Origin of the sequence: Candidatus Nitrosomarinus catalina (genome assembly GCF_002156965.1) — an archaeon.
Taxonomy (GTDB): domain Archaea; phylum Thermoproteota; class Nitrososphaeria; order Nitrososphaerales; family Nitrosopumilaceae; genus Nitrosopumilus; species Nitrosopumilus catalinensis.
On the sequence record NZ_CP021324.1, the window covers coordinates 419346 to 441834 of the forward strand.

The following is a 22489-nucleotide window of genomic DNA, read 5'->3' on the forward strand; positions in this document are numbered from 1 at the left end:
AAAATATTACATGAAGTCCTACTCTACAGATATTTTGATTTTTTGGCCATCAATATCGTCGTCTTTGTATTCTTTACATGATTTTTCAAAATTCACTTTTTTTACTCGTACTAGAAATGCCAATTCTTCATTTTTTTCTTTAATCATTTCTAATGATTCTTCATCTAATTCTAAAATTGATGCCACTTCTAAAACATCTGTTGGGTTGTACCCTCTTTCTTTTCGAAGAGTTTGTAATCTTCTTGCAATATCTTTTACCAATCCTTTTGCCATCATTTCCTTGTTTCTTGAAGTTGAAATGAATACTATGAATCCGTCTCTTTTTGCTACAGCAAAATTCTCTTTTGAATCAAAATCTACTATGAAATCCTCTTTATCTAATGAAATGATTTCATCATCAATTTTAAAATCATATTTTCCATCTTTTTGTATGTCTGAAATAATTTCATCAGGGTTTGTTTCTGAAAATGTACTTACTAATTTTCCCATATGCTGTTTTGCTTTTGGTCCAATTTTCTTTCTTTCTAATTCTAATGTTGATTTAACTGGTAAACCTAATTCTTTTAATTCTAATAATTGTTCTAACCCACTTTCCTTTTCTGTTTCAACAATACTGAATTTTTCAACATTAAGTTGTGATTTTAATAAGTTAGATAATGATTCTAGTTTTACTTTTTGATTTTTCTTAACGCAGATTTGTGCTTCATTTAATGGCCATCTTCTTTTTAATTTTCCTTTCATTCTTGCTGCTGCTGAAATTGATACTGTATCTTTCATAATGTCAAATGATTCTTCAATATCTTCATTTACCAATGATTCTTTGTATTGTGGCCATTTGTCAAGTAGGATACTTTGTTTTCCTTCAAAAACAGTTTGGTAAAGATGTTCACTAGTAAATGGACAAAATGGGTGAATCAAAATATCTAGTGTCTTGAGAACTTCGCTAAGTACTGCATAAATTGCAAGACGTCTATTCTTTTTTTCTTCTGATTCATCCCACAATTCTCCTCTAGTTATTGGAATGTAGATTTGACTTAGATTATTGATTATAAAATCGTCTATTGCTTTTGCTCCTTCATGGAATTTACACGTTTCATTTTTTTCTGTTATTTTTTGAATTAATTTTTGAAGTTTTGATAGTAACCAAATATCTGGTGATGTTAGTGAGTCATTGCTTTTGGCCCATTCAATTGTATTTGTATTGTCAAAATTATCATATTGACTATTTTGCTTAAAGTAAAGGTGTAGATTGAATAATGTGTTGATTACCTGATATGGTCTAGACATTAATTCATCTGTACTGAAACTAAGTGGTTCGATTGGACTTGCTTTCCACATGAAATAAAATCGTATCAAATCTACTGGATATTTTTCTAATAGTTCTGCACCTTCCAAAACATTTCCTTTACTTTTACTCATTTTTCCTCCTTTCTCATCTAGTACATGTCCTTGAAACAAAAATGACTTGTATGGTGGAGTTGCACTATTGTTTAGAATCACATTTTCAATTAGTAATGTGTATGCCCAACCTCTTGTTTGATCTATTCCTTCTGTAAAAAATGGTGCTGGAATTTCTTTCTCATATTCTTCATTTGTTAATGATGAAAATGGTGCAGAGCCACTGTTATGCCATGTATCTAAAACATATTCTTCTCTTTTTGTTTTTACACTATTACATTTTTTACATTTGATTGTAATGTTATCAATCCATGGTCTGTGTAATTCAAAGTTTGGTCCATCTGGTAATTTGTCTGCTGATTCTACAATTTCTTTTCTTGTAAAAAACCAATTTTTTTCACCACAATCTTCACAACTCCATACAGGTAATGGACAACCCCATATTCTTTCTCGTGAAATACACCACGGATGTCTCTCTTTAATAATTCCTAAAAATCTATTTTTTGGTTGTTCAAAAAAGTATTCGACACTTTCTGCAGCATCTATTGCTTTGTTTTCTAATCTATCTAATTTGTAAAACCATCCTCTTCTTGCAAGCCAAACAATTGGATGATGTGATCTCCAACAAAGTGGATACTTATGTTTAATTTTTCCAATTTTCACTAATGCATTGTGTTCTTTCAGATCTTCGACAATGGGCCTATCTGCATCTCTAACAAACATTCCTTCATATTTTCCTGCCTGATTTGTAAATTTCACTTCATCGTTAATTGGACTAAAAATTTTCACTTTTCTTTTATTTGCAATTTTGATATCTTCCTCACCATTTGCTGGTGATAGATGTACCAATCCACTACCTGTACTTGCATCGACAAATGATTCTGAAACTGCAACATGATAATTATCTAATTTTGAATATTCTTTTAATTCTGGAATTAAATCTAATAATGGATGGATGTATTTTTTTCCCTCAAATTCTGAACCTTTGATTGTTTTTTGAATTTCATGTTTCTCAATTTTTGCCTCTAACATGAATTCTTCTAATCTTGTTTTTCCTACAACCCATGTTTCATTTTCTACTTTTACATATGAATAATCTTCATCTGGATTTAATCCTACCATTGCGTCTGTAACCAGTGTAAATGGCATTGTAGTCCATACAATCAAAAATGCATCTTCATCTACTAATTTCACTTTGTAGTATAGTGATGGATCCTTAACTTCTTCATATCCTTGATTTACTTCTGCATGACTAAGTGATGTCTGACAACTAGGACAATATGCAATTACTGTAAAATCTTCTTCTAAAATTTTATTTTCATATGCCTTTTTAAGAACTTGCCATTCTCTTTCTATGAATTGATCTTTGAAAGTCCAATATGCTTTTTCATGATTAAATGACATTCCCAGTGCATTATCAACTTCTACCCAAGTTTTGTTGAATTTTTCTACAACTTTTTTACATTCTGAAACTATTCTTTCTACCCCGAATTCTTTGATTGCTTCAGTCTTTCCACCCGAAACTCCCAATTCCTTTTCAACTTGTAATTCTACTGGAAGTCCTTGGGTATCCCATCCTCCATTAAACTCAATCTTTTTGCCTTGTAATGTGTTAAATCTATACCATAAATCCTTGATTACTCTACCTCTGAGATGGCCTGCATGTGGAATTCCGTTCATTGTTGGAGGACCTTCAATGAATCTTATTTTTTCAGGTTTGTCAGATGCAAAAATTAGTTTTTCAATATCTATTGATTTAGTATATTCTTTAATTTCAGACTCTATTGCTTTTGCATCAAATTTTGAATTTAATTCCATCTGGATTTTGATATGTTTGTGGCATTATAAAGATAAACAGATTTTCTGAGAATTGGATTATATTGTTGGGCTACTGACATTTTTTATTGGTAAATATTCTTGTAGTTGGTTCTGGTGGACGAGAGCATGCATTATCTTGGAAATTATCTCAAAGTAATCACGTTGAAACCGTTTACACTGCTCCTGGAAATGGTGGTACTGAGAATAATGTTGAACTTGATGTCAATGATTTAGATGGATTAGCTGAATTTGCACAAAAAAATAATTGTTTTACTGTCGTTGGTCCTGAAGATCCATTAGCTTCTGGCATTGTAGATAAATTCAATAAATTAAACCTGAAAGTTTTTGGTCCTTCTCAAGCAGCTGCACAACTTGAATCAAGTAAAATTTGGGCAAAAAATTTTATGAAGAGAAATAATATCCCTACTGCACAATTTGAAATATTTGATGATGCTCAAAAGGCAATTGAATATGTCCAATCCATTGATTTCAATGTTGTCGTCAAAGCTGACGGATTAGCTGCTGGAAAAGGCGTAATTGTATGTAATAGTGATACTGAAGCTATTTCTGCTATTGAAACAATTTTAGTAAAAAAAACATTTGGTGATGCTGGAAATAAAATAATTGTTGAGGAAAGAATTGATGGGATTGAGGCTTCATACATTGCACTATCTGATGGAAATGTAGCACTTCCGATGGCATCTAGTCAAGATCATAAACGAGTTTTTGATAATGATAAGGGTCCTAATACTGGTGGAATGGGTGCATATTCTCCAACTCCTATTGTGACTGATGATTTAGCAAAAAAAATTCAAGAGGAAGTGATTGAAAAAACAATTCATGCGATGAAAAATGAGGGAATTTTGTTTAAGGGATTTTTGTATGCTGGAATAATGATCAAAGATAACATACCATATGTTTTAGAATACAATGTCCGTATGGGTGATCCTGAATGTCAACCAATTACAATGAGAATGGATTTTGATTTGTATGATTATTTTTCTGCAAGTGTTGATGGAACTTTATCTTCAATGCCTTCCCTTTCTTGGAAAGATCAATTTGCTGTATGTGTAGTTTTGGCATCTGATGGATATCCTGGCCCATATTCTACAAATGATGAAATTACTGGATTTGAAAATATTTCAAGTAGTACTGGTGTTTTTCATGCTGGAACAAAAAAATCGAATGGAAAAATTTTATCTAACGGTGGTCGTGTTTTGGGTGTCACTTCATTAGGTGATTCTTTAGAATCTGCAATCAATATTGCATATTCTGAAATTGAAAAAATCAATTGGTCTAACAAATTTTGTAGATCTGATATTGGAAAAAAGGGTTTATCTTATTTTTGAGTTTGAAACATTCTGTCTTCTGTAATTATCCAGTCCATGTTTATGTCGTGATCTGATTTTGGAATGTTCTTGATGATTTGTTTCTCTAATACTAGAGAAATCGTTATGATGTTTTTTCCTTCTAAAAATTTATCATAAAATCCATGACCATATCCTAATCTAACTCCTGACGGTGAAATTCCTACTGTCGGGACAACTATGATATCTAATTCATCGCTCACTTGACAATTGTCTTTGGGCTCCATGATGTCAAATTTGCCCATTTCTAGGCTTCCAAAATCTTCAATTTTTCTAAACTCCATGTTTTTCCCAATTACTTTTGGTAAAAACACTTCTTTTCCTTTACTGATTAATTCTTGAATAATGTCTTGAGTGAGAATTTCACTTCCGATTGGATAATAGAGTCCGATTTTTTGAGCATCTTTGAAAGCATATACTTTGTTAATTCTTTTTTGCATTTTCTTACTTGCAATTTTTAGTAAATCAAAAGATGTGTTGTCTCTTCTTTCTAAAAGAAGTTCCCTTAGTGATTTTTTGTTATTGTCTTCCAATTTGAGTTCCAAGTGATGCCGCAGTAATTGTATTTTTTAATAGCATTGCAACTGTCATTGGACCTACTCCTCCTGGAACTGGAGTGGCAAATGATGCCTTTTCAATAATTTTCTCATAATCACAATCTCCAACTAATTTATCTTGAAATCTTGAAATTGCCACATCGATAACAATTGATTTTTCTTTAATCATCTCTGGAGTAAGAATGAATTTTGTTCTATCTCCTACTGCAGTGATAATTATGTCAGCTGCTTGACAAAATTTTTCAATATCTTTTGTTCTGGAATGACATGTAATGACTGTGGCATTTTTTTCTAACAATAAATGATACAGTGGTTTTCCTACTAGGTTACTTCTGTTAATTAGAACTATGTTTTTTCCTTCTAACTCGATATTGTGATAGTCAAACATTTCCATTACTCCTGATGGGGTGCATGCTACAAGTGCTGCTTTGCCCATTCCTAGTAATCCTGCATTATGTGGTGTAAGACCATCTACGTCCTTTAATGGTGAAATACGTGATGTTGTTGCAAATTCACTCAAATGTTTTGGTAATGGTAATTGAACTAAAATTCCATGAACTGTTGCATCTGTATTCAATTCATCAATTATGCTGCTGAGTTGCTGCTGTGTTGTATTTTCATCTAGTTTGTGGTCTTTAGTGATTATTCCTACTTCTTCACAGGCTTTGTGCTTATTTCTTACATATGTGGCTGAAGCGGCATTGTTACCTACTAGAACTGTAGCTAAACATGGATTGATCCCTTCTTTTTTTAATTCTGAGGTTGATTTTTTGACTCTATCTTTTACTGTTTGAGCAATTATTTTCCCATCAATCTTGGTTCCTGCCATGACCATTTTACAATTTGTTGATATTTAATTCTTGGAATTATTGTCAGGAATTTGAGAAAGAAAATTAAGTGGGCTCCTTAAAGCATCCGTATGTTTATCATGATGGCTGATGTGCAACTTAAAGAGGGTGCTGAAAATGATTTCAAAACTCTATTTTCTGAATCAAATAAAGTCTTGTCCTCTTTTCCTGGATTTGTATCACGAAGATTTCTAAAATCTCCTGATGGGAGCTATCGAATAATCGTTGAGCATGAAACTCAAGAAACTTTTATGACTATGATTCAAAGTCCTGAACATCAACAATTTCATCCAAAATTACATTCTTTTATGAGTGTGGAACCTGTGAAAAAAATGTTTAATTCATCTGTTGAATAAATTGAAATTAGAATTTAATTTAAAAGATAATTTAGATAAAATTAAAAAAAGTGATTCGTATTTTCATACTTTCATAAATAAAGATAGTCTTGCTACTGGAATTTTGGTATTAACACCTGGAGAAGAAGATACTCAAGAACCTCATGAAAGTGATGAAGTATATTTTATAATTTCTGGAAATGGATTTCTTAAAATTAAAAATAAAGACTATGAAATTTCAAAAGATAAATTATTTTTTGTAGGTAAAGATGTACCTCATTATTTTCATTCTAACACAAAGGAACTCAAAGTTTTGTATTTCTTTGGTGGCTCTGATTCTTAAGAAATATGAGTTTTTCTTCCTACAATTCTGATTTTTTTTCTGGCAATTAGATTGACTGCTTCAGAGTATATTTTGTGTTCTTCTTTTAGAATTTTTTTAGATAATGATTTTTCTGTATCTTTTTCTTTAATTTCTACTACTGATTGAATTATCACAGGACCTGTATCCATTCCTGCATCGACAAAATGAACTGTACAACCTGTATATTTTGCACCATAGTCTAATGCTTGTTTTTGTGAATTTAATCCTGGAAATGATGGTAATAATGCTGGATGGATGTTAATGATTTTATTTTTGTATTTTTTTACAAACCCTGGACTGATAATTCTCATAAATCCTGCAAGGCAAACAAGTCCGTTTCTAGGAGTGACTCCGTAACTTGATAATGCCTTCATTATTTTTTTATCATAATCTGTTCTACTGCCTTTGAAATTTTTGCTTTCAATTATTTCTACATCAATTCCCATTTTTCTTGCTATTGCCAAACCCTTTGCGTCTGGTTTGTTTGAAATTACAACTGCTGGATTTATTGGAATTTTTTTAGTTTTAATTGATTTTAAAATGGATTCCATATTGCTTCCACGTCCTGAGATTAGAATTCCGAGATTTAGCAACTAGTCAATAGTGGATCAAACCTGCAATTTATATCAAATCCAATAATTTTTCTTTTTATTGCCTAGTAAAGTCAGGATGACAAAAAATGGAATTCTATGTGAAACTGATACTGGAACGGTTTACTTGGATCCAAAAAAAACTGATTTGGATGGGATCAATTTTGTATCTCATGCTCATTCTGATCATCTGCCATCCAAAAATGGAGGTACTATTTTGTCTTCAATTGAGACAAATGAAATTTCTGGACTACGTGGGTTTACCATGAAAAATCATGTTGACTCTCTGGATGGGTTTTCTTTAATTGATAGTGGACACGTATTAGGCTCTAAGGGATTGCTGTTCGATGATATTTTCTATACTGGAGATATTTGTACTCGTGATAGGGGATTTCTAAAGGCTGCAAAAGTGCCTCAATGTAAGACTTTGATTACAGAATGTACGTTTGGATTGCCTGAATTTACATTTCCTCAAATGGATGAAATTCAAAATCAGGTTAATCAGTTGATTGCTGATCTTTATGCAAAGGGAATTCCTGTGATTTTGATGGGTTATCAACTTGGAAAGGCTCAAACTTTAACACAAATGTTTGGTCATTGGGATCCTCTTTATTTGCATGATTCAATTAAAGAAATGAATATTTTACATCAAAAATTTGGAATTTCTTTAAAGGATTGTCTTGGTCACTCTGAAGCTCAAAAAAATGGTCTATTAGAAAAAAAACCTTGGGTGATGATTACTCCTGTTTTATCTGCAAAAAATAAATTTCTCCAAGAAATGAAATCAAAATACGGTGCAGTAACAATAGGATTCAGTGGTTGGGCACAATCTAAGAAATTTTCTTTTGGTCGTCGTGCTGATTATTCAGTCACTATGAGTGATCATTGTGATTATAATGAACTTGTAGATATGGTGGTAAAATCTGGTGCAGAACAAGTTTACACTATACATGGCTTTGTTGAAGAATTTGCAACACATTTGAACACATTGGGAATTAGTGCCCAACCTTTGGTGAGAAACTCTCTGGATAATTGGTCTTAAAATTATAATTTTATTTTTTTAAAAAATTATTCTGATTTTTAAAAATAATTGCAGATACTAACAGATCAACTTTTTATTTTATGATGCTCTACTGTATGTATAAGTCAACACAGTATCCATTGTCACAAATTCCCCATCGTGTTACTGGTGTAAGCCTACCTGCTACATTACGTAAAGGATGTGATTAGTTGACTTAAATTTTTGTTTTGTTAAAAATTCTAAGAAAGAATGAATGAATTTTAATTTTAATTTAGAAATAATTTTAATACAATTGTTGACAAGTAATTATTTGAAAACTTCAGATGGGTGATGAGAATTGAATAAAATATCCACATTAATCAATTCAAATTATCTATCTAATGACGGTTTAAATTTTTGTTTTGTTTAAAATTCAAATTAAATATTTGTGAAGAATTTTTTAATATTTTTAACAAAAATGAAGAAAAGAAACAGGACTAGTTAAATGTGATTTTGAGTAAATATGCCTTGTCTATCAATCCATTATTTGTTAGGACACTTGAATGGTGAAGGACAATACACCTATGGGAAACGTGGAAATATGGAAATTTAAAGAAAGACTACGTTTTCCACTTTTTTATCATCATTTTTTTAATATTTTAGAAAAAATTAAACATTTGAATAGAAAATTTTAAGAGAATTTGAAATATTATAATTACAAATACTATGTATGATGTTTCAAATTCAAGAATCCTGTAAAGAAAAAAAATGTGACTGTAAAGACCATGAAAACCAGAAAATTAGGCGTGGAAATAGGCGAAAATAATTGCTTGAAAAACAATTTAATCCAAATTTAGTCTATAATGGAATAGTTCATTTTTACATGGATAAAAAGGGGTATTCAAAAAAGAAGGCTAATGAAATTGCTCAGGCAATTGTAAAAAGAGAAATTCAAAGAAGAATTTGCAAAAATGAATCATGTAAACATTTTTCGTATGATCATATTAGAAATGGAGAAATTTGTCTTGTATCTGACTGTAGATGTAAAGAATTCACTAGATAAAATTATCAAAAAATTATTTTTAAATATCATTTTTAAAAAGGATTATCTTCATACTGTTTTCTTTTATCTTTAATCGTGGTTCTCATTACATAAACTGCTAGTAACCCTAGTGAAGCTGTTGAGAGTATGGTGACCATGTCCATGATTAATGGAGTTGAATCCATATCCAGATAATTTATAGGATATTTAATTTAATTACGCACTTAGATGAGTTTTATTATTTGATATTATCCTTGTCCTTCAATTCCCATTAATGTTAATGTTGATCTAATTTTAGTAATTTTTCTAATTTTCCAGGTAATTGTCTCTCTCAATTTTTCTACTAACTCTGCTTGAACTTTTGCGAGAATATCGTATGCCCCAAATGTACCGTGAACTTCAATTACCCCTTCAATTGATTTGAGTTCTGAAATTACAAATTCTTCTGAACCTAAATCACAATTTATTAGAACATATGCTGTAGACATTAAATTTTAACTCCAAACATAACTAATTATGCCTTTTAAGATATTTAACTAATTCTGTTTTTTAATTTAAATTTAATAATTATTTTAAATATTTTAATAAAATTCATTTGAATTTATACAATATTTTTAAATATTTGTTTGATCTAAATTTATCTAATATGGATGATAAAGATATTGAAATTTTAAAACATCTTTCAGTAGATGGTAGACAATCTGCACGACAATTGTCTCATAGATTGGGCGTGTCTACTGTCACAATTCTTTCTAGGATTAAAAAACTGGAAGAAGAAAAAATCATCAAGGGATATTCAGTTCGTTTGAATCATGAATTACTTGGTTTTGATATTACTGCAATAATTGAAATTAAAACTAACAAAGGTAAAATGTTAGATATTGAAAATGAAATTGCAAAAAATGATAGTGTGATTGCAGTTTATGATATTACTGGCGATGCCGATATGGTTGTAATTGCAAAATTCAAAACTCGTGAACTGTTAAGTGAATTTATAAAAAAAATCTCTGCAATATCTAATGTTGAAAATACATTAACCCATCTTGTGTTAAATACAATTAAAGAAGATAACAGGTTAATTGAATAATTTTTTTATTTTTTGAGTAACTCTTTTTAAAAAAACTAATCTAGTTAAGATATGGGTTTTTTATCAAATTTTAAAAAAGATTTAGATGCTGCCAAACAAAATAAAGCTGCAAATATCAATGGAAAACATCTCAAAAAATTACTTACTAAATTCAAACAAGAGCGGGATCGTATAGAAACTGAAACAGGCGTTAGGCCTCAAATTGACAACACCACTCAAATGTTTATGCAAAAAATTCTAAATGTGTGGATTTCTGAAGGTAAGGAAATCGATGAAGAAAAGTTTTGGATAGAGGTTGATTATAATCGTCAATTTGATCATCCTGTTGAGTTTTATGAAAGACAGCGTTGATAATTTATTTCAAAATTACGCCTATATCCATCAAATTCATGTGTGTATGACCTGTTTTTATGTTGCCTTTTTGTTTTTGAAAAAATCTTGCTGAATCACTATTTTTTAAAAATTCTTTCATGATATTCAAATCTACTTTGACATTATCTATTATTGCCCCTGCAAAATTAGAATTGCCATCAATCCCATCGGTTCCCATTGATGCAATTGTGATTTTTTTCAATTTCTGTGTATTTTTTAAAATTCTTAATACTAATTCTTGATTTCTGCCTCCTTCCCCTTTTCCTAATACTTTGACAGTTGGTTCTCCTCCAAAAATTAAACAAGTTTTTTGTTCTTCAGAAATATTATCTAGAATTTTTTTTACAACCTCTTTGATATCTCCGTAATTCTGAATTCTTGTCACTTTGTATCCTTTTGTTTTAGCTATTTTTTCCATTGATTCTAAACAATTACTATTATTTGCAATTACAAAATTATCCATTTTTGATTCTTTTGGTGTTTCAGGTTTTTGATCATGCAAGCCATTTCCCAATACTTGCAGTACCTCAATTGGAATTTTTCTTTTTAATCTATATTTTTCTATGATGTCCATTGCATCTTGATAGGTTGTATTGTCCATGAATGTTGTACCTGAAGCAATTGAAGATAAATCATCATCTTCCACATCTGACATGATCAAACTTACTCCATCACATTTCATATTTTGAACTAATTTTCCGCCTTTAATTTTTGATAGGTGTTTTCTAATACAATTAAATTCTTGAATTGTTGCCCCTGACTTCAATAACAAATCTGTAACGTGAACTTTATCACTTAATGTAATTTCGTCTGGCATTGCCAGCAATGATGACCCTCCTCCTGAGACAAGAAAAATAATTAATTCTTTATTTTTTTTATTTTCTACAAATTTCATTACTTCTTTTGCTGCTTTGACACTTGTTTTGTCAGGTTTAGGATGTTTTGAATTGAAAATTTGAAATTTCTTACTTTTGATTTTTGCTTTTGAACCTTTTGGTATTACTATGATGCCACTTTTTATGGAAATTATTGAATTAATTGCTCTAGTCATTGAATCTCCTGCCTTCCCAAAGGCTACTGTGTAAATGTTGGAATATTTGGAAATATCTATTATCTTTCCATTTAGCCTAATTTCATTTGGTGTAACATAATTTGGTAATATGTTCTGAGGATCTGCTGCTTGAAGACCTGATTCTAAAATTTCTAAACAATCTTTTTTCTTTTCTGTAATTGCTAATTCTTCAAAGTTCTGAATTATCATATGATCTACATCACTGTAAGATATAATAAACAAACCAATGGTGTTTTTTTATGCATACAGTACGCATTCCAAAAGTTATTAATTTTGGAGAAAATGCACTTGGTGAAACAGAATATCCAAAAAATGCCCTGGTTGTAACAACCGTTCCTCCAGCATTGTCTGACAAATGGTTAGCAAAAATGGGAATTCAGGATTATATGTTGTATGACCAAGTAAAACCTGAACCATCAATTGATGATGTCAATACTGTCATTTCTCAATTCAAAGACAAAAACCCTTCAGTTCTAATCGGATTGGGTGGTGGAAGTTCTATGGATGTAGTAAAATACGCTGCACCTGAAATGAATAAAGAAAAAATTCTAATTCCAACAACATTTGGAACTGGAGCTGAAATGACAACTTATTGTGTTCTAAAATTTGATGGAAAAAAGAAATTGTTACGTGAAGACAGATTCTTAGCTGACATGGCTGTAGTTGATTCCTACTTTATGGATGGAACTCCAGAACAAGTCATCAAAAATTCTGTCTGTGATGCATGTGCTCAAGCTACTGAAGGTTACGATAGTAAACTTGGTAATGACTTGACTAGAACTCTTTGTAAACAAGCATTTGAGATTCTTTATGATGCAATCATGAATGACAAACCAGAAAATTATCCATATGGATCAATGTTATCTGGAATGGGATTCGGAAATTGTTCAACAACATTGGGACATGCTTTGTCTTATGTTTTCTCAAATGAAGGTGTACCTCATGGTTATTCCTTGTCATCTTGTACTACAGTTGCACACAAACATAACAAGTCAATCTTCTATGATAGATTCAAAGAAGCAATGGATAAACTTGGTTTTGATAAATTAGAACTCAAAACTGATGTTTCTGAAGCTGCTGACACGGTCATGACTGATAAAGGACATTTGGATCCAAATCCAATACCAATATCAAAAGATGATGTAGTAAAATGTCTGGAAGATATCAAAGCAGGTAATCTCTAAAACTTTCTTTTTTTACTTCTTTTTCTTTTATTTACAAACTGCGAAATTGGCAGCTTTCTCAAACTTTTTATTGTAATGATTTGCAATTATATCAATTGGCACATAAAAATCTCAAGTTTGGTATTCAAAACGGACTAAATGTTGCTAGAGCTGGATATACTGAAGATCAGATTCTTACAGCATGTATGCTTGCTGATAAAACCGGATATGACTCAATTTTCTATATGGACCATACAAACGTCCCACAGTGGAAAAATGCCACTGTTTTAGACCCATGGGTTATGTTGTCTGCCATTGCTGCAGTTACAAATAATGTTGAATTAGGAACATGTGTTACTGATGCAATTCGAAGACACCCATCAAACATTGCCTTGGCTGCAATTACTTTGGATAGAGTATCTAAAGGTAGAGCAATTCTTGGTATTGGTGCAGGTGAAGCACAAAATCTAAAAGAATTTTGTATTCCATTTGAAAAACCAGTTTCAAAATGGGCTGAACAAATTGAAGTTATTAAAAAATTATATCATTCTAATCCTGATGCAACTGTAGATTATGAAGGTAAATACTATAGACTAGAAAAAGCATGTTTACAAGCACCTCCAATTAGAAAACCACATCCACCTACTTACATGGCATCTGGTGGAAAACGAACATTAGATTTAACTGGAAAACTTGGTGAGGGTTGGTTACCTATCGGTTACACACCAGAATTATTTGAAGATCATCGAATACAAATTGAAACTGCTATGGACAAATATGGCCGAAGTCAAGAAGATAAAGATAATTTTGAGATGGCGTTGGACATTGATGTTTACTTTTCAGAAGATGCAGAAGCTTCATGGGCAAAAATGAAAGAAGCTGTTAAAGTTAGTTTGTTTAAACCAGAAATTTTGAGAGTTCACGGATTAAAAGAAATTGAAGGATTTGATTTCGTCAAATACTTTACAGAATATTCTATGTCTGACCAAAGTTGGATTGTTAAAATGCGAGAGGCTGCAACTAAAATTCCAGATCCTATTGCCCGTTCATCAACTGCAGTTGGAACCCCTGAAGATATCATTCCTGTATTTGAGAGATTCATGGAAGCTGGTGTTAACCACTTTGTTATTAGATTCTGGGGTAAGAATTACTTTGGCTCTATTGATAAATTTGCAAGTCATGTTATGCCTGCATTACGTGAGAAAAATAAGCAAAAATTCGGTTAATCCTAAACTGTTATAACACAATTTATTGTGAAAATTTTACGTATTATTATGAATGATGATTTACCCGATGCTGTAAAAAAATGTCTTGACATTTTAGATGAAAATTTAGAAATTCTATCTAATATTGAAATAGATTTGAATGATGAAAAAAATGATGAATTAGTCCCTGAAATGAAATTACATCATCTATATGATATGAGTGAAGATGTTGCAGAATCAGAAAAAATTAAACGTGCTGAATCAAAGTTCATGAGACGACAATCTGAAGATTTTTAGCGATTTCGTGAATTGTGCTGATTTTTATTTTTTGCAGATTGTTTTGATTTTCTTTTAGTGGCCTGTTTCAGTAATCTTTTTCTTGTTCGCTCTGTGGAATTTGTTGAACCCTGAATAATCTTTGTTTTACTTCCATCTCTTAACATGATCTCCTTTCCTTTGAATCTAAATTCAACATCTCGACATTTTATGTAATATCTCCTAAGACAAAAAAATATTCTATTATTAGTCCCGTGCATTTCTTTGATTTCTCTAGATTTTTTTAATTCATTGATGATATTGCGAAGTAACCCTTTATCGATATCCGTAATTCTATGTAATTCTCTAAACCAGATAAATTTTGATTGAGAGCCCCATTCTTCTAAAATATTGATTACTTGATTTGTGGCTTCTTCCCTTTCTTCATTAAAATCCATTAATTTTAATCAATTTACTCTTAAATTTAGCAATTTACATTAATGAAAACTTTGAATCAATAAAGTCAATTTTTAGAATGTTTTGCATTTTTGGTTATTTTTGTTATTAGTTAGTATGAGTAAAGAAATGAAAACTGAATGCACTGAATTTGGGTGTAAAATATTACAAATTAAAGAATTATCCGAAGATTTGAATTCTGAATAATTCTATCTTCTTGATTTTTTCTTTCTTTCTTTTAACCTTGATTTTGTAACTTTGACAGATTGTTTTTGATTATTTTCCATCTTTTTTGCAGTTGAATCAATTTGCTTGATAATTTTCTCCTGTTCTTCTACTGAACTTGTTTTGAGTAATTTCTTTTTCAATTTTTTTAATTGATTTGAATAACTGTTGAATTCTCCTCTTAAATCATTTAAATATGGATCATCCATGTGAACTCTGAATCTTTCTTATATTTTAGGTATTTTTTCATAGGAATTTGATCTTCATTTATAAAATAATTTTAAAAAATTAATTCATGCAACTTGTTGGCATTCTTGAAATAAAATCTTTTGAAAAAATTAAAGAATTTCTAAACGATGAACATGTTGGTAGAATTTCTAGTATTGATGTAAGTGGATTCCCTCAGATAATTCCTATGAATTTTGTTTTTCTAAATGATGCAATTTACATGCATTCTCATGTAAAAGGTGAAAAATTAGATAACATTTCTAATAATGACAAAGTTGGATTTGAAGCTGATAGGGAATTAGAATTTTTACCTTCATATTTTGAAGATCCGCATAATGCAGCTTTAGCTGATACATTATACATCAGTGTTGTTGTTAAAGGAATTGCTTCTTTTGTTACTGATAGGGAAGAAAAAACTTTGGCACTTAATGGATTAATGGAAAAATATCAACCTGAAGGATTCTATGATCCCTTAAAATCTGATATGCGTGTTTTGGATGCAGTTAGTGTTATCAAAATTAATCCTCAAACACTTCATGGAAAATACAAGATTGGTCAACACATGAGTTCTAACGATAGAATGATTTTGGCTAAAAAGATTCTTGAAAAGAATTCTGCTACTGCAAAAACCACACTAAAAATTATGGGTTTTGAAGAAATTGATGGTGTTTTAACAATGATTGATGAACCTAAGTGGTAATTATCCTGATATCACCATTGCTTTAAATTCAGTTTTTAGTGATTGTAAATGTTGGAACAAATTTCTAAATTTGATTTGGTATCTGATTATGACCCTACTGGTGATCAACCTGAAGCCATTAATGCTTTAGTTGAGGGTGTAAAAAAAAAGTCTGTTCAAACTTTGCTGGGTGTTACAGGAAGTGGGAAGACTTTTTCAGTTGCTAATGTTATTGCTCGAACTGGAAAAAATACACTTGTAATTTCTCATAACAAAACACTTGCTGCTCAATTATACGCTGAATTGAAACAATTCTTTCCCAAAAATAATGTTGGTTATTTTGTTTCATACTATGATTACTATCAACCTGAAAGCTATTTGCCACAAACTGATACTTACATTGAAAAGGATACTCAAATTAATGAAAAAATTGAAAAATTACGATTAGAAGCAACTGCAATGTTATTGTCGGGAGAACCTACAATTATTGTTTCCACTGTTTCTTGTATCTATTCTCTTGGTAATCCTCAAGAGTGGAAAGATTCTTCAATTCTAGTTGGTGCTGGAGATGAAATCAAAAGAACCGATTTAATTCGAAAATTAGTTGATGCTAGATATGAAAGAAATGATCTTGAAGTAGCTCCTGGAAATTTTAGAGTTAAGGGGGACACTATTGATATTACTCCTGCATATTCTGAGGATATAATTAGAATTTCTATGTTTGGTGATGAGATTGAAAAGATAACTCTGCTTGATCATGTCTCACTAAAAGAAAAAAAGAAAATAAATCAAATGACTATTTTTCCTGCAAAACATTATCTAATTGCTAAGGATGTTACAAAAAGAGCTGTAAAATCAATCAGGGCTGAACTAAAACAGCATTTGCCAAAATTGAACGAACTTGAAAAGCAGCGACTTGAAATGAGAACAAATTATGATTTAGAAATGATTGAAGAATTAGGTTATTGTTCTGGTATTGAAAATTACTCAAGACATTTTGATGGACGTAACGAAGGTGATAAAGCATATTGTCTAATGGATTTTTTTGGAGATGATTATCTTTTGGTAATTGATGAATCTCATGTAACTTTACCGCAACTACATGGAATGTACAAAGGTGATTATTCTAGAAAAGACAAACTTGTCACATATGGTTTTAGATTACCTAGTGCATATGATAATAGACCATTAAAATTTGAAGAATTTGAAGAATATATTCAAAATACTATTTTTGTTTCAGCCACTCCTTCTGAATATGAAAAAAAAATATCTGCAAAAATTGTTGAACAATTAGTTCGACCTACGGGCTTACTTGACCCACAAATTGAGATTAGGTCAACTAAAGATCAGATGGATAATTTGATTTCTGAAATTAATGAAAGAACTAAAAATTCTGAACGAGTTTTAGTTACTACCTTGACTAAAAGAATGGCTGAAGATTTAGCTGAATATCTATCAAAAAAAGATGTTAAAGTCCGATATATGCATTCAGAAATTGATGGATTACAAAGAACTGAAATTATTCGTCAATTACGTTTAGGCGAATTTGACGTTTTAGTGGGAATTAATCTACTGCGTGAGGGCTTGGATATTCCCGAAGTTTCACTTGTTGCAATTCTTGATGCTGATAAAGAAGGCTTTTTACGGAATTTTACTAGTTTGATACAAACTTGTGGTAGAGCTGCAAGAAATGTAACTGGCACTGTGATAATGTATGCTGATACTAATACCCAATCTATGAAAAATACTATTGATGAAACTTCTCGTCGTAGACAAAAACAAATTTTATACAATGAGCAACATGGAATAGTTCCAAAAACAATTATGAAATCTGTTCCTGAGCAAGAAATTGTATTAGATGAATCAAAATTAAAATCAATACATGATCTTAGGAATGATGTAATTGACTTAGATGCTCAAATGAAAAAATATTCTGAAGAGTTAGACTTTGAACAAGCAATTTCTTGTCGTGATAGAATTAAAAGATTAGAAAAGGAGATTGAATACAGAAATGATAGATAATAAATTAAAAATTCGAGGAGCTCGCCATCATAATTTAAAAAATATTGATGTAGACATTCCAAAAAACCAATTAGTAGTAATTAGTGGTTTATCTGGTTCTGGAAAATCTACTCTAGCATTTGATACCATCTATGCTGAAGGACAACGAAGATATGTTGAATCCCTTTCCTCTTATGCTCGTCAATTTTTGGAAATGATGGATAAACCTGATGTTGATTCAATTGAAGGGTTGTCTCCTGCAATTGCAATTCAACAAAAAACTACTAGTAAAAACCCACGTTCAACTGTTGGTACTACTACTGAAATTTATGATTACATGCGTCTACTTTTTGCTAGAATTGGAATCCCTCATTGTACAAATTGTAAAAGAAAAATTTCTACGCAATCTGTTGAACGAATCTGTGATTCTGTACTCAAAGATTTTTTGGGACAAAAAATACTGATTTTATCTCCCCTTATTCAAAGAAAAAAAGGCACCTATGAGAAACTCTTTGAACAAATCAAAAAAGATGGATATTCTAGAATACGACTAAACGGCGAAATTTTGAGCCTAGATGATGGCATACCTCCATTAGATCGTCAAAAATGGCATAATATTGAAATTGTTGTAGATAGAATTTCAACAAGTAAATCTGAAAGATCTAGAATTTTTGAGGCTATTCAAACTGCAATCAAAGCTTCAAAAGGTGATGTAATGATTTCCTCAGATAAATCTGAAAAAATCTTTTCTCAAAATAATGCTTGTCCGCATTGTGGACTAACCATTGGTGAACTTGAACCTAGAAATTTTTCATTTAACTCTCCATTTGGATTATGCAAAACATGTAATGGTTTGGGAGTTAAAATGGAGTTTGATGCTGATTTAGTAATTCCTGATAAATCTAAATCAATTTTAGATGGTGCAATTGTTCCTTGGAGTGGAAGATTTTCTGCATTCAGGAGACAAGCATTAAGAACAGTTGGTCAAAAATTTGGGTTTGATCTTATGACTCCAATTGAAAAAATAAAACCGAAACATCTTAAAATTATTTTAAATGGAACATCTGATTTAATTGATTTTCAATATAATTCTAAATCTGGAGATTCTTCGTGGAAGTATACTAATGCATTTGAAGGTGTACTTGTAAATCTTCAACGAGTTTTTCTAGAAACTGATTCTGAATCAAAACGTGAATGGCTTAAACAGTTTATGCGTGATACTCATTGTACTACATGTAATGGTAAAAAACTAAAACCTGAATCCCTTGCAGTTACGATTAATGATTTGGGAATAATGGATGTGTGTGATTTGTCTATCACTAATTGTTTTGATTTCTTTTCTAATTTGAAATTGACTGAAACGGAACAACATATTGGAAGAGATATTCTAAAGGAAATTAAAGAACGTTTAGAATTTTTAATTAATGTAGGATTAAATTATCTTACCTTAAATCGTCTTAGTTCCACATTGTCTGGTGGAGAATCCCAACGAATTAGATTGGCTACCCAAATCGGTTCTAATCTCACGGGTGTTTTGTATGTCCTTGATGAACCTACAATTGGATTGCATCAACGTGATAATGCTAGACTAATTAAAACGCTAAATAAGCTACGAAATCTTGGAAATACCATCATTGTTGTAGAGCATGACGAGGAAGTAATACGAAATTCAGATTGGATTATTGATTTAGGTCCTGGTGCTGGAGTACATGGGGGGAATATTGTTTTTGAAGGGACAATTAAAAAAATCTTACAGTCAAACACATCTGTAACTGGAACTTATCTTAAAGATGATTCTTTAATTCTTTTAGAAAATAAAATTCGTAAACCTGAGGGGTCCTTAATTATTAAAGATGCATCTGAAAATAATTTGAAAAATCTTGATGTTGAAATTCCTTTGGGACTCTTTGTATCTGTAACTGGAGTATCTGGTTCTGGAAAATCTACATTGATAAATGATATTTTACTTAAAAGTTTAGAAAATCATTTTTCTAAAACACATATCAGTTCTGGTGCTCATAAAGAAATTTCTGGTATAGATAATATTGATAAAGTTATTGCTATTGATCAATCTCCTATAGGTAGAACCCCTCGTTCAAATCCTGCGACATACATAGGCGCTTTTACTCCTATTCGAGAATTGTACTCTAATACTGCATTATCAAAAGAACGTGGATATGCACCAGGACAATTTTCTTTTAATGTTGCTGATGGAAGATGTTTTGCATGTGAAGGTGACGGTGTAAAACAAATTGAAATGCAATTCCTATCTGATGTTTATGTAAAATGTGATGAATGTAAAGGAAAAAGATACAACTCTGAAACATTATCTGTATTGTACAAAGGAAAGAATGTTTCTGATGTTCTACAAATGACAGTCTATGAAGCATTGAATTTCTTTGAAAATGTTCCATCTATTAAAAGAAAATTACAAACTGTCAATGATGTTGGTTTGGGATATATTAAACTTGGACAATCATCCACTACTCTATCTGGCGGTGAGGCTCAAAGAGTCAAACTTGCTTCAGAATTATCCAAACGTGGTACTGGAAAGACTCTTTACATTTTAGATGAGCCTACAACTGGTTTGCATTTTGCAGACGTTCAAAAATTATTAGATGTATTAAACAGATTAGTTAATTTGGGAAATACTGTAGTGGTGATTGAACATAATATGGATATCATTAAAAATTCAGATTGGTTGATTGATTTAGGTCCTGAAGGTGGGGATGAAGGTGGTAGAATTGTGACTGCTGGTACTCCTCTTGATGTTTCAAAATCTCCTGGCAGTTACACTGGAAAATATTTGAAAAAATTAATGAAAAAATGACTTTTGATATTTCTAAAATTACCATTCCTACTAATCCTGGTATTTATTTAATGAAAGATTCTGATGACAAAATTATTTACATTGGAAAAGCAAAAAATCTCAAAAATCGTGTTCGTTCTTATTTTAATAAAAATCAAAATTATAAAACTCAAAAATTAGTTGAAAATATTTCTGATATTGAATTTGTTTTAACTGATAATGAAAGTGAAGCTTTTCTTTTAGAATCAAATATGATTAAAAAATATCGTCCACGATTTAATATTGAATTAAAAGATCAACAACGATATACATACTTGAGAGTTTCTGATGAAAAATATCCTAGATTATTAGTTGCTAGAAGAACTAGGGATGGAAAATTTTTGGGTAAAGGAAAATTTTATGGTCCTTTTACTCAAGGTAGTTCCAAATTATTAACTATTGGCACTTTAAGAAAAGCATTTCAAATTAGAATTTGTAAAACTTTACCAAAGAAGGTTTGTTTAGAATATCATTTAGGTAATTGTGAAGGTCCATGTGAATTCAAAGATGCTCAAGAAAAATATCCTGATCATGTTAAAAAATTGGAAGATGTCCTGAAAGGAAAAAACGATACAAAAATTTTTACAAAAAAATTAGAAGATGAAATGCATCAGGCTGCAGAATCTCAGCAATTTGAACGTGCAAAGGACATTCGGGATACTTTGATCAGGCTTGGTAGTCTTCAAACTAAACAAAAAATGGAATATGTTGAAAATTCTGATGAAGAGTATTTTGGCATTGGAATTCAAGAACAAACTGCCACAATAATGAATTTTAGAATGATCAATGGAGTGATTCGAGATAGTGATAAGTTCTTTTTTGATTTGGTAGGCGATAACTCGTTTTCAAATTTTCTTTATCAGTATTATTCTACACATAAAATTCCTAAATTTATTATTGTTAGTGAAATTCCTGAAAATCAAAAATTACTAGAATCTTTACTATCTGAACAATCTGGATTTAATGTAAAAATTATGACTCCTACGCGTGGCAAAAAAAATGATATTATGAATTTGATATTAAAAAATATCAGACTAATTCACTCTAAAGGTGCCAATCCTGCATTAATTGAGTTACAAGAACTTTTGAATTTACCTTCGTTACCTAACAACATTGAATGTTTTGATATCTCTAACCATGGTGCTGAATTTGCAGTTGGATCTATGTCTAGTTTTATTGATGGCATTCCAAACAAATCTGGATATAGAAAATTCAAAATCAAAACTATTCAGGGTAGAGATGACTTTGCTATGATTGGTGAAGTCATTAAAAGAAGATATTATAGATTATTGGAAGAAAATTCTAATTTGCCTGATTTGATTTTAATTGACGGTGGAAAGGGTCAATTGAATGCTGCTCTGAAGTCTTTGGAATCTCTTGGATTGAAATTACCTTGTGTTTCTTTAGCAAAAGAAAATGAAGAAGTATATCTTCCAAAAATTAGCAAACCTGTTGTAATCCCAAAAAATAAAAAATCGTTACAAATTTTACAGCATGCTCGGGATGAAACTCATAGATTCGGTGTGGCATATAATAGAACAATTAGGAAAAATAAAATAAAATAGAAAAAAGGAAAATT

General features: G+C 30.8%; 22 protein-coding genes. 14 read left to right on the plus strand and 8 right to left on the minus strand.

What is annotated here, in order from left to right; genetic code table 11:
- Nucleotides 1-18: 18 nt before the first annotated feature.
- A complete protein-coding gene (gene ileS / locus NMSP_RS02440; RefSeq protein WP_086907287.1) occupies nucleotides 19-3216 on the minus strand; it encodes an isoleucine--tRNA ligase in 3198 nt (1065 codons plus the stop codon).
- Nucleotides 3217-3302: 86 nt separating this feature from the next.
- Between ileS and purD the strand changes: the two genes are divergently transcribed.
- Complete coding sequence (purD, locus tag NMSP_RS02445; protein ID WP_086907288.1) at nucleotides 3303-4565, plus strand: phosphoribosylamine--glycine ligase; 1263 nt, start codon at nucleotides 3303-3305, stop codon at nucleotides 4563-4565.
- Here purD and NMSP_RS02450 read toward each other — a convergent pair.
- The gene (locus tag NMSP_RS02450) at nucleotides 4556-5116 is read right to left on the minus strand and encodes a 5-formyltetrahydrofolate cyclo-ligase (protein WP_086908344.1); all 561 of its coding nucleotides are present in this window, start codon (nucleotides 5114-5116) and stop codon (nucleotides 4556-4558) included. The genes purD and NMSP_RS02450 overlap by 10 nt on opposite strands.
- Nucleotides 5103-5969: a bifunctional 5,10-methylenetetrahydrofolate dehydrogenase/5,10-methenyltetrahydrofolate cyclohydrolase gene (locus NMSP_RS02455; protein ID WP_086908345.1), complete on the minus strand. Its 867-nt coding sequence runs from the start codon at nucleotides 5967-5969 to the stop codon at nucleotides 5103-5105. Before NMSP_RS02455 ends, NMSP_RS02450 begins: the two co-directional genes overlap by 14 nt.
- A gap of 102 nt (nucleotides 5970-6071) precedes the next feature.
- On the opposite strand from NMSP_RS02455, the gene NMSP_RS02460 reads away from it, so the two are divergent.
- Both NMSP_RS02460 and NMSP_RS02465 read left to right on the plus strand, forming a co-directional pair.
- The gene (locus tag NMSP_RS02460; protein ID WP_420887407.1) at nucleotides 6072-6344 is read left to right on the plus strand and encodes an antibiotic biosynthesis monooxygenase family protein; all 273 of its coding nucleotides are present in this window, start codon (nucleotides 6072-6074) and stop codon (nucleotides 6342-6344) included.
- A gap of 1 nt (nucleotide 6345) precedes the next feature.
- Nucleotides 6346-6666 carry a cupin domain-containing protein gene (locus NMSP_RS02465; RefSeq protein WP_086908346.1) on the plus strand — a complete coding sequence of 107 codons (321 nt, stop codon included), beginning with the start codon at nucleotides 6346-6348 and terminating at the stop codon, nucleotides 6664-6666.
- Here NMSP_RS02465 and purN read toward each other — a convergent pair.
- A complete protein-coding gene (gene purN / locus NMSP_RS02470) occupies nucleotides 6663-7280 on the minus strand; it encodes a phosphoribosylglycinamide formyltransferase (protein WP_086907290.1) in 618 nt (205 codons plus the stop codon). The genes NMSP_RS02465 and purN overlap by 4 nt on opposite strands.
- A 76-nt stretch (nucleotides 7281-7356) precedes the next feature.
- On the opposite strand from purN, the gene NMSP_RS02475 reads away from it, so the two are divergent.
- Together NMSP_RS02475 and NMSP_RS02480 are read left to right on the plus strand one after the other, a co-directional pair.
- Nucleotides 7357-8319: an MBL fold metallo-hydrolase gene (locus NMSP_RS02475; RefSeq protein ID WP_086907291.1), complete on the plus strand. Its 963-nt coding sequence runs from the start codon at nucleotides 7357-7359 to the stop codon at nucleotides 8317-8319.
- Between the two features lie 784 nt (nucleotides 8320-9103).
- On the plus strand, nucleotides 9104-9340 hold the full coding sequence (locus NMSP_RS02480) for a hypothetical protein (RefSeq protein ID WP_086907292.1): 237 nt from the start codon (nucleotides 9104-9106) through the stop codon (nucleotides 9338-9340).
- 227 nt (nucleotides 9341-9567) lie between these two features.
- Here NMSP_RS02480 and NMSP_RS02485 read toward each other — a convergent pair whose 3' ends face one another.
- The gene (locus NMSP_RS02485) at nucleotides 9568-9807 is read right to left on the minus strand and encodes an Lrp/AsnC ligand binding domain-containing protein (protein ID WP_086907293.1); all 240 of its coding nucleotides are present in this window, start codon (nucleotides 9805-9807) and stop codon (nucleotides 9568-9570) included.
- A 158-nt stretch (nucleotides 9808-9965) separates the two neighbouring features.
- Here NMSP_RS02485 and NMSP_RS02490 point away from each other — a divergent pair, with 158 nt between their 5' ends.
- Both NMSP_RS02490 and NMSP_RS02495 read left to right on the plus strand, forming a co-directional pair.
- The gene (locus NMSP_RS02490; protein ID WP_086907294.1) at nucleotides 9966-10406 is read left to right on the plus strand and encodes an Lrp/AsnC family transcriptional regulator; all 441 of its coding nucleotides are present in this window, start codon (nucleotides 9966-9968) and stop codon (nucleotides 10404-10406) included.
- A gap of 51 nt (nucleotides 10407-10457) precedes the next feature.
- Nucleotides 10458-10757 carry a hypothetical protein gene (locus NMSP_RS02495; RefSeq protein WP_086907295.1) on the plus strand — a complete coding sequence of 100 codons (300 nt, stop codon included), beginning with the start codon at nucleotides 10458-10460 and terminating at the stop codon, nucleotides 10755-10757.
- A gap of 4 nt (nucleotides 10758-10761) precedes the next feature.
- Here the strand turns inward: NMSP_RS02495 and NMSP_RS02500 are convergent, their stop codons facing one another.
- Entirely contained in the window at nucleotides 10762-12039 is a 1278-nt protein-coding gene (locus NMSP_RS02500; RefSeq protein ID WP_086908347.1) for a glycerate kinase type-2 family protein, read from the minus strand.
- Between the two features lie 50 nt (nucleotides 12040-12089).
- Between NMSP_RS02500 and NMSP_RS02505 the strand changes: the two genes are divergently transcribed.
- The 3 genes from NMSP_RS02505 to NMSP_RS02515 all read left to right on the plus strand — a co-directional run bounded on the left by NMSP_RS02505 (nucleotide 12090) and on the right by NMSP_RS02515 (nucleotide 14515).
- Nucleotides 12090-13034 (plus strand): iron-containing alcohol dehydrogenase, encoded by a 945-nt coding sequence (locus tag NMSP_RS02505; protein ID WP_086907296.1) that lies wholly within the window; start codon nucleotides 12090-12092, stop codon nucleotides 13032-13034.
- Nucleotides 13035-13129: 95 nt separating this feature from the next.
- Nucleotides 13130-14239 (plus strand): LLM class flavin-dependent oxidoreductase, encoded by a 1110-nt coding sequence (locus tag NMSP_RS02510; RefSeq protein ID WP_086908348.1) that lies wholly within the window; start codon nucleotides 13130-13132, stop codon nucleotides 14237-14239.
- A 48-nt stretch (nucleotides 14240-14287) separates the two neighbouring features.
- Nucleotides 14288-14515 (plus strand): hypothetical protein, encoded by a 228-nt coding sequence (locus NMSP_RS02515; RefSeq protein ID WP_086907297.1) that lies wholly within the window; start codon nucleotides 14288-14290, stop codon nucleotides 14513-14515.
- Here NMSP_RS02515 and NMSP_RS02520 read toward each other — a convergent pair.
- Together NMSP_RS02520 and NMSP_RS02525 are read right to left on the minus strand one after the other, a co-directional pair.
- Complete coding sequence (locus NMSP_RS02520) at nucleotides 14512-14931, minus strand: hypothetical protein (protein ID WP_086907298.1); 420 nt, start codon at nucleotides 14929-14931, stop codon at nucleotides 14512-14514. The genes NMSP_RS02515 and NMSP_RS02520 overlap by 4 nt on opposite strands.
- Nucleotides 14932-15138: 207 nt before the next feature.
- Nucleotides 15139-15363, minus strand: a complete 225-nt coding sequence (locus NMSP_RS02525) for a hypothetical protein (protein WP_086907299.1) — start codon at nucleotides 15361-15363, stop codon at nucleotides 15139-15141.
- Nucleotides 15364-15449: 86 nt separating this feature from the next.
- Here NMSP_RS02525 and NMSP_RS02530 point away from each other — a divergent pair, with 86 nt between their 5' ends.
- Genes NMSP_RS02530 through uvrC form a run of 4 tightly spaced genes read left to right on the plus strand, consistent with a single transcriptional unit; the run spans nucleotide 15450 to nucleotide 22475 of the window.
- Nucleotides 15450-16082, plus strand: a complete 633-nt coding sequence (locus NMSP_RS02530; RefSeq protein WP_086907300.1) for a pyridoxamine 5'-phosphate oxidase family protein — start codon at nucleotides 15450-15452, stop codon at nucleotides 16080-16082.
- A 48-nt stretch (nucleotides 16083-16130) separates the two neighbouring features.
- Nucleotides 16131-18083, plus strand: coding sequence for an excinuclease ABC subunit UvrB (uvrB, locus tag NMSP_RS02535; protein ID WP_192866201.1), 1953 nt, complete (start codon nucleotides 16131-16133; stop codon nucleotides 18081-18083).
- Nucleotides 18073-20892: an excinuclease ABC subunit UvrA gene (gene uvrA, locus NMSP_RS02540; protein ID WP_086908350.1), complete on the plus strand. Its 2820-nt coding sequence runs from the start codon at nucleotides 18073-18075 to the stop codon at nucleotides 20890-20892. Before uvrB ends, uvrA begins: the two co-directional genes overlap by 11 nt.
- Nucleotides 20889-22475, plus strand: a complete 1587-nt coding sequence (uvrC, locus tag NMSP_RS02545; RefSeq protein WP_086907301.1) for an excinuclease ABC subunit UvrC — start codon at nucleotides 20889-20891, stop codon at nucleotides 22473-22475. The genes uvrA and uvrC overlap by 4 nt, the downstream gene beginning before the upstream one ends.
- The last annotated feature ends 14 nt before the right edge of the window (nucleotides 22476-22489 follow it).

Bases quoted from the DNA above. Each gene is read 5' to 3' on its own strand.
- ileS (WP_086907287.1), bottom strand. From the start codon at position 3,216: ATGGAATTAAATTCAAAATTTGATGCAAAAGCAATAGAGTCTGAAATT.
- NMSP_RS02455 (WP_086908345.1), bottom strand. From the start codon at position 5,969: ATGGCAGGAACCAAGATTGATGGGAAAATAATTGCTCAAACAGTAAAA.
- NMSP_RS02460 (WP_420887407.1), top strand. From the start codon at position 6,072: ATGGCTGATGTGCAACTTAAAGAGGGTGCTGAAAATGATTTCAAAACT.
- NMSP_RS02475 (WP_086907291.1), top strand. From the start codon at position 7,357: ATGACAAAAAATGGAATTCTATGTGAAACTGATACTGGAACGGTTTAC.
- NMSP_RS02485 (WP_086907293.1), bottom strand. From the start codon at position 9,807: ATGTCTACAGCATATGTTCTAATAAATTGTGATTTAGGTTCAGAAGAA.
- NMSP_RS02490 (WP_086907294.1), top strand. From the start codon at position 9,966: ATGGATGATAAAGATATTGAAATTTTAAAACATCTTTCAGTAGATGGT.
- NMSP_RS02495 (WP_086907295.1), top strand. From the start codon at position 10,458: ATGGGTTTTTTATCAAATTTTAAAAAAGATTTAGATGCTGCCAAACAA.
- NMSP_RS02500 (WP_086908347.1), bottom strand. From the start codon at position 12,039: ATGATAATTCAGAACTTTGAAGAATTAGCAATTACAGAAAAGAAAAAA.
- NMSP_RS02505 (WP_086907296.1), top strand. From the start codon at position 12,090: ATGCATACAGTACGCATTCCAAAAGTTATTAATTTTGGAGAAAATGCA.
- NMSP_RS02515 (WP_086907297.1), top strand. From the start codon at position 14,288: ATGAATGATGATTTACCCGATGCTGTAAAAAAATGTCTTGACATTTTA.
- NMSP_RS02520 (WP_086907298.1), bottom strand. From the start codon at position 14,931: ATGGATTTTAATGAAGAAAGGGAAGAAGCCACAAATCAAGTAATCAAT.
- NMSP_RS02525 (WP_086907299.1), bottom strand. From the start codon at position 15,363: ATGGATGATCCATATTTAAATGATTTAAGAGGAGAATTCAACAGTTAT.
- NMSP_RS02530 (WP_086907300.1), top strand. From the start codon at position 15,450: ATGCAACTTGTTGGCATTCTTGAAATAAAATCTTTTGAAAAAATTAAA.
- uvrB (WP_192866201.1), top strand. From the start codon at position 16,131: ATGTTGGAACAAATTTCTAAATTTGATTTGGTATCTGATTATGACCCT.
- uvrA (WP_086908350.1), top strand. From the start codon at position 18,073: ATGATAGATAATAAATTAAAAATTCGAGGAGCTCGCCATCATAATTTA.
- uvrC (WP_086907301.1), top strand. From the start codon at position 20,889: ATGACTTTTGATATTTCTAAAATTACCATTCCTACTAATCCTGGTATT.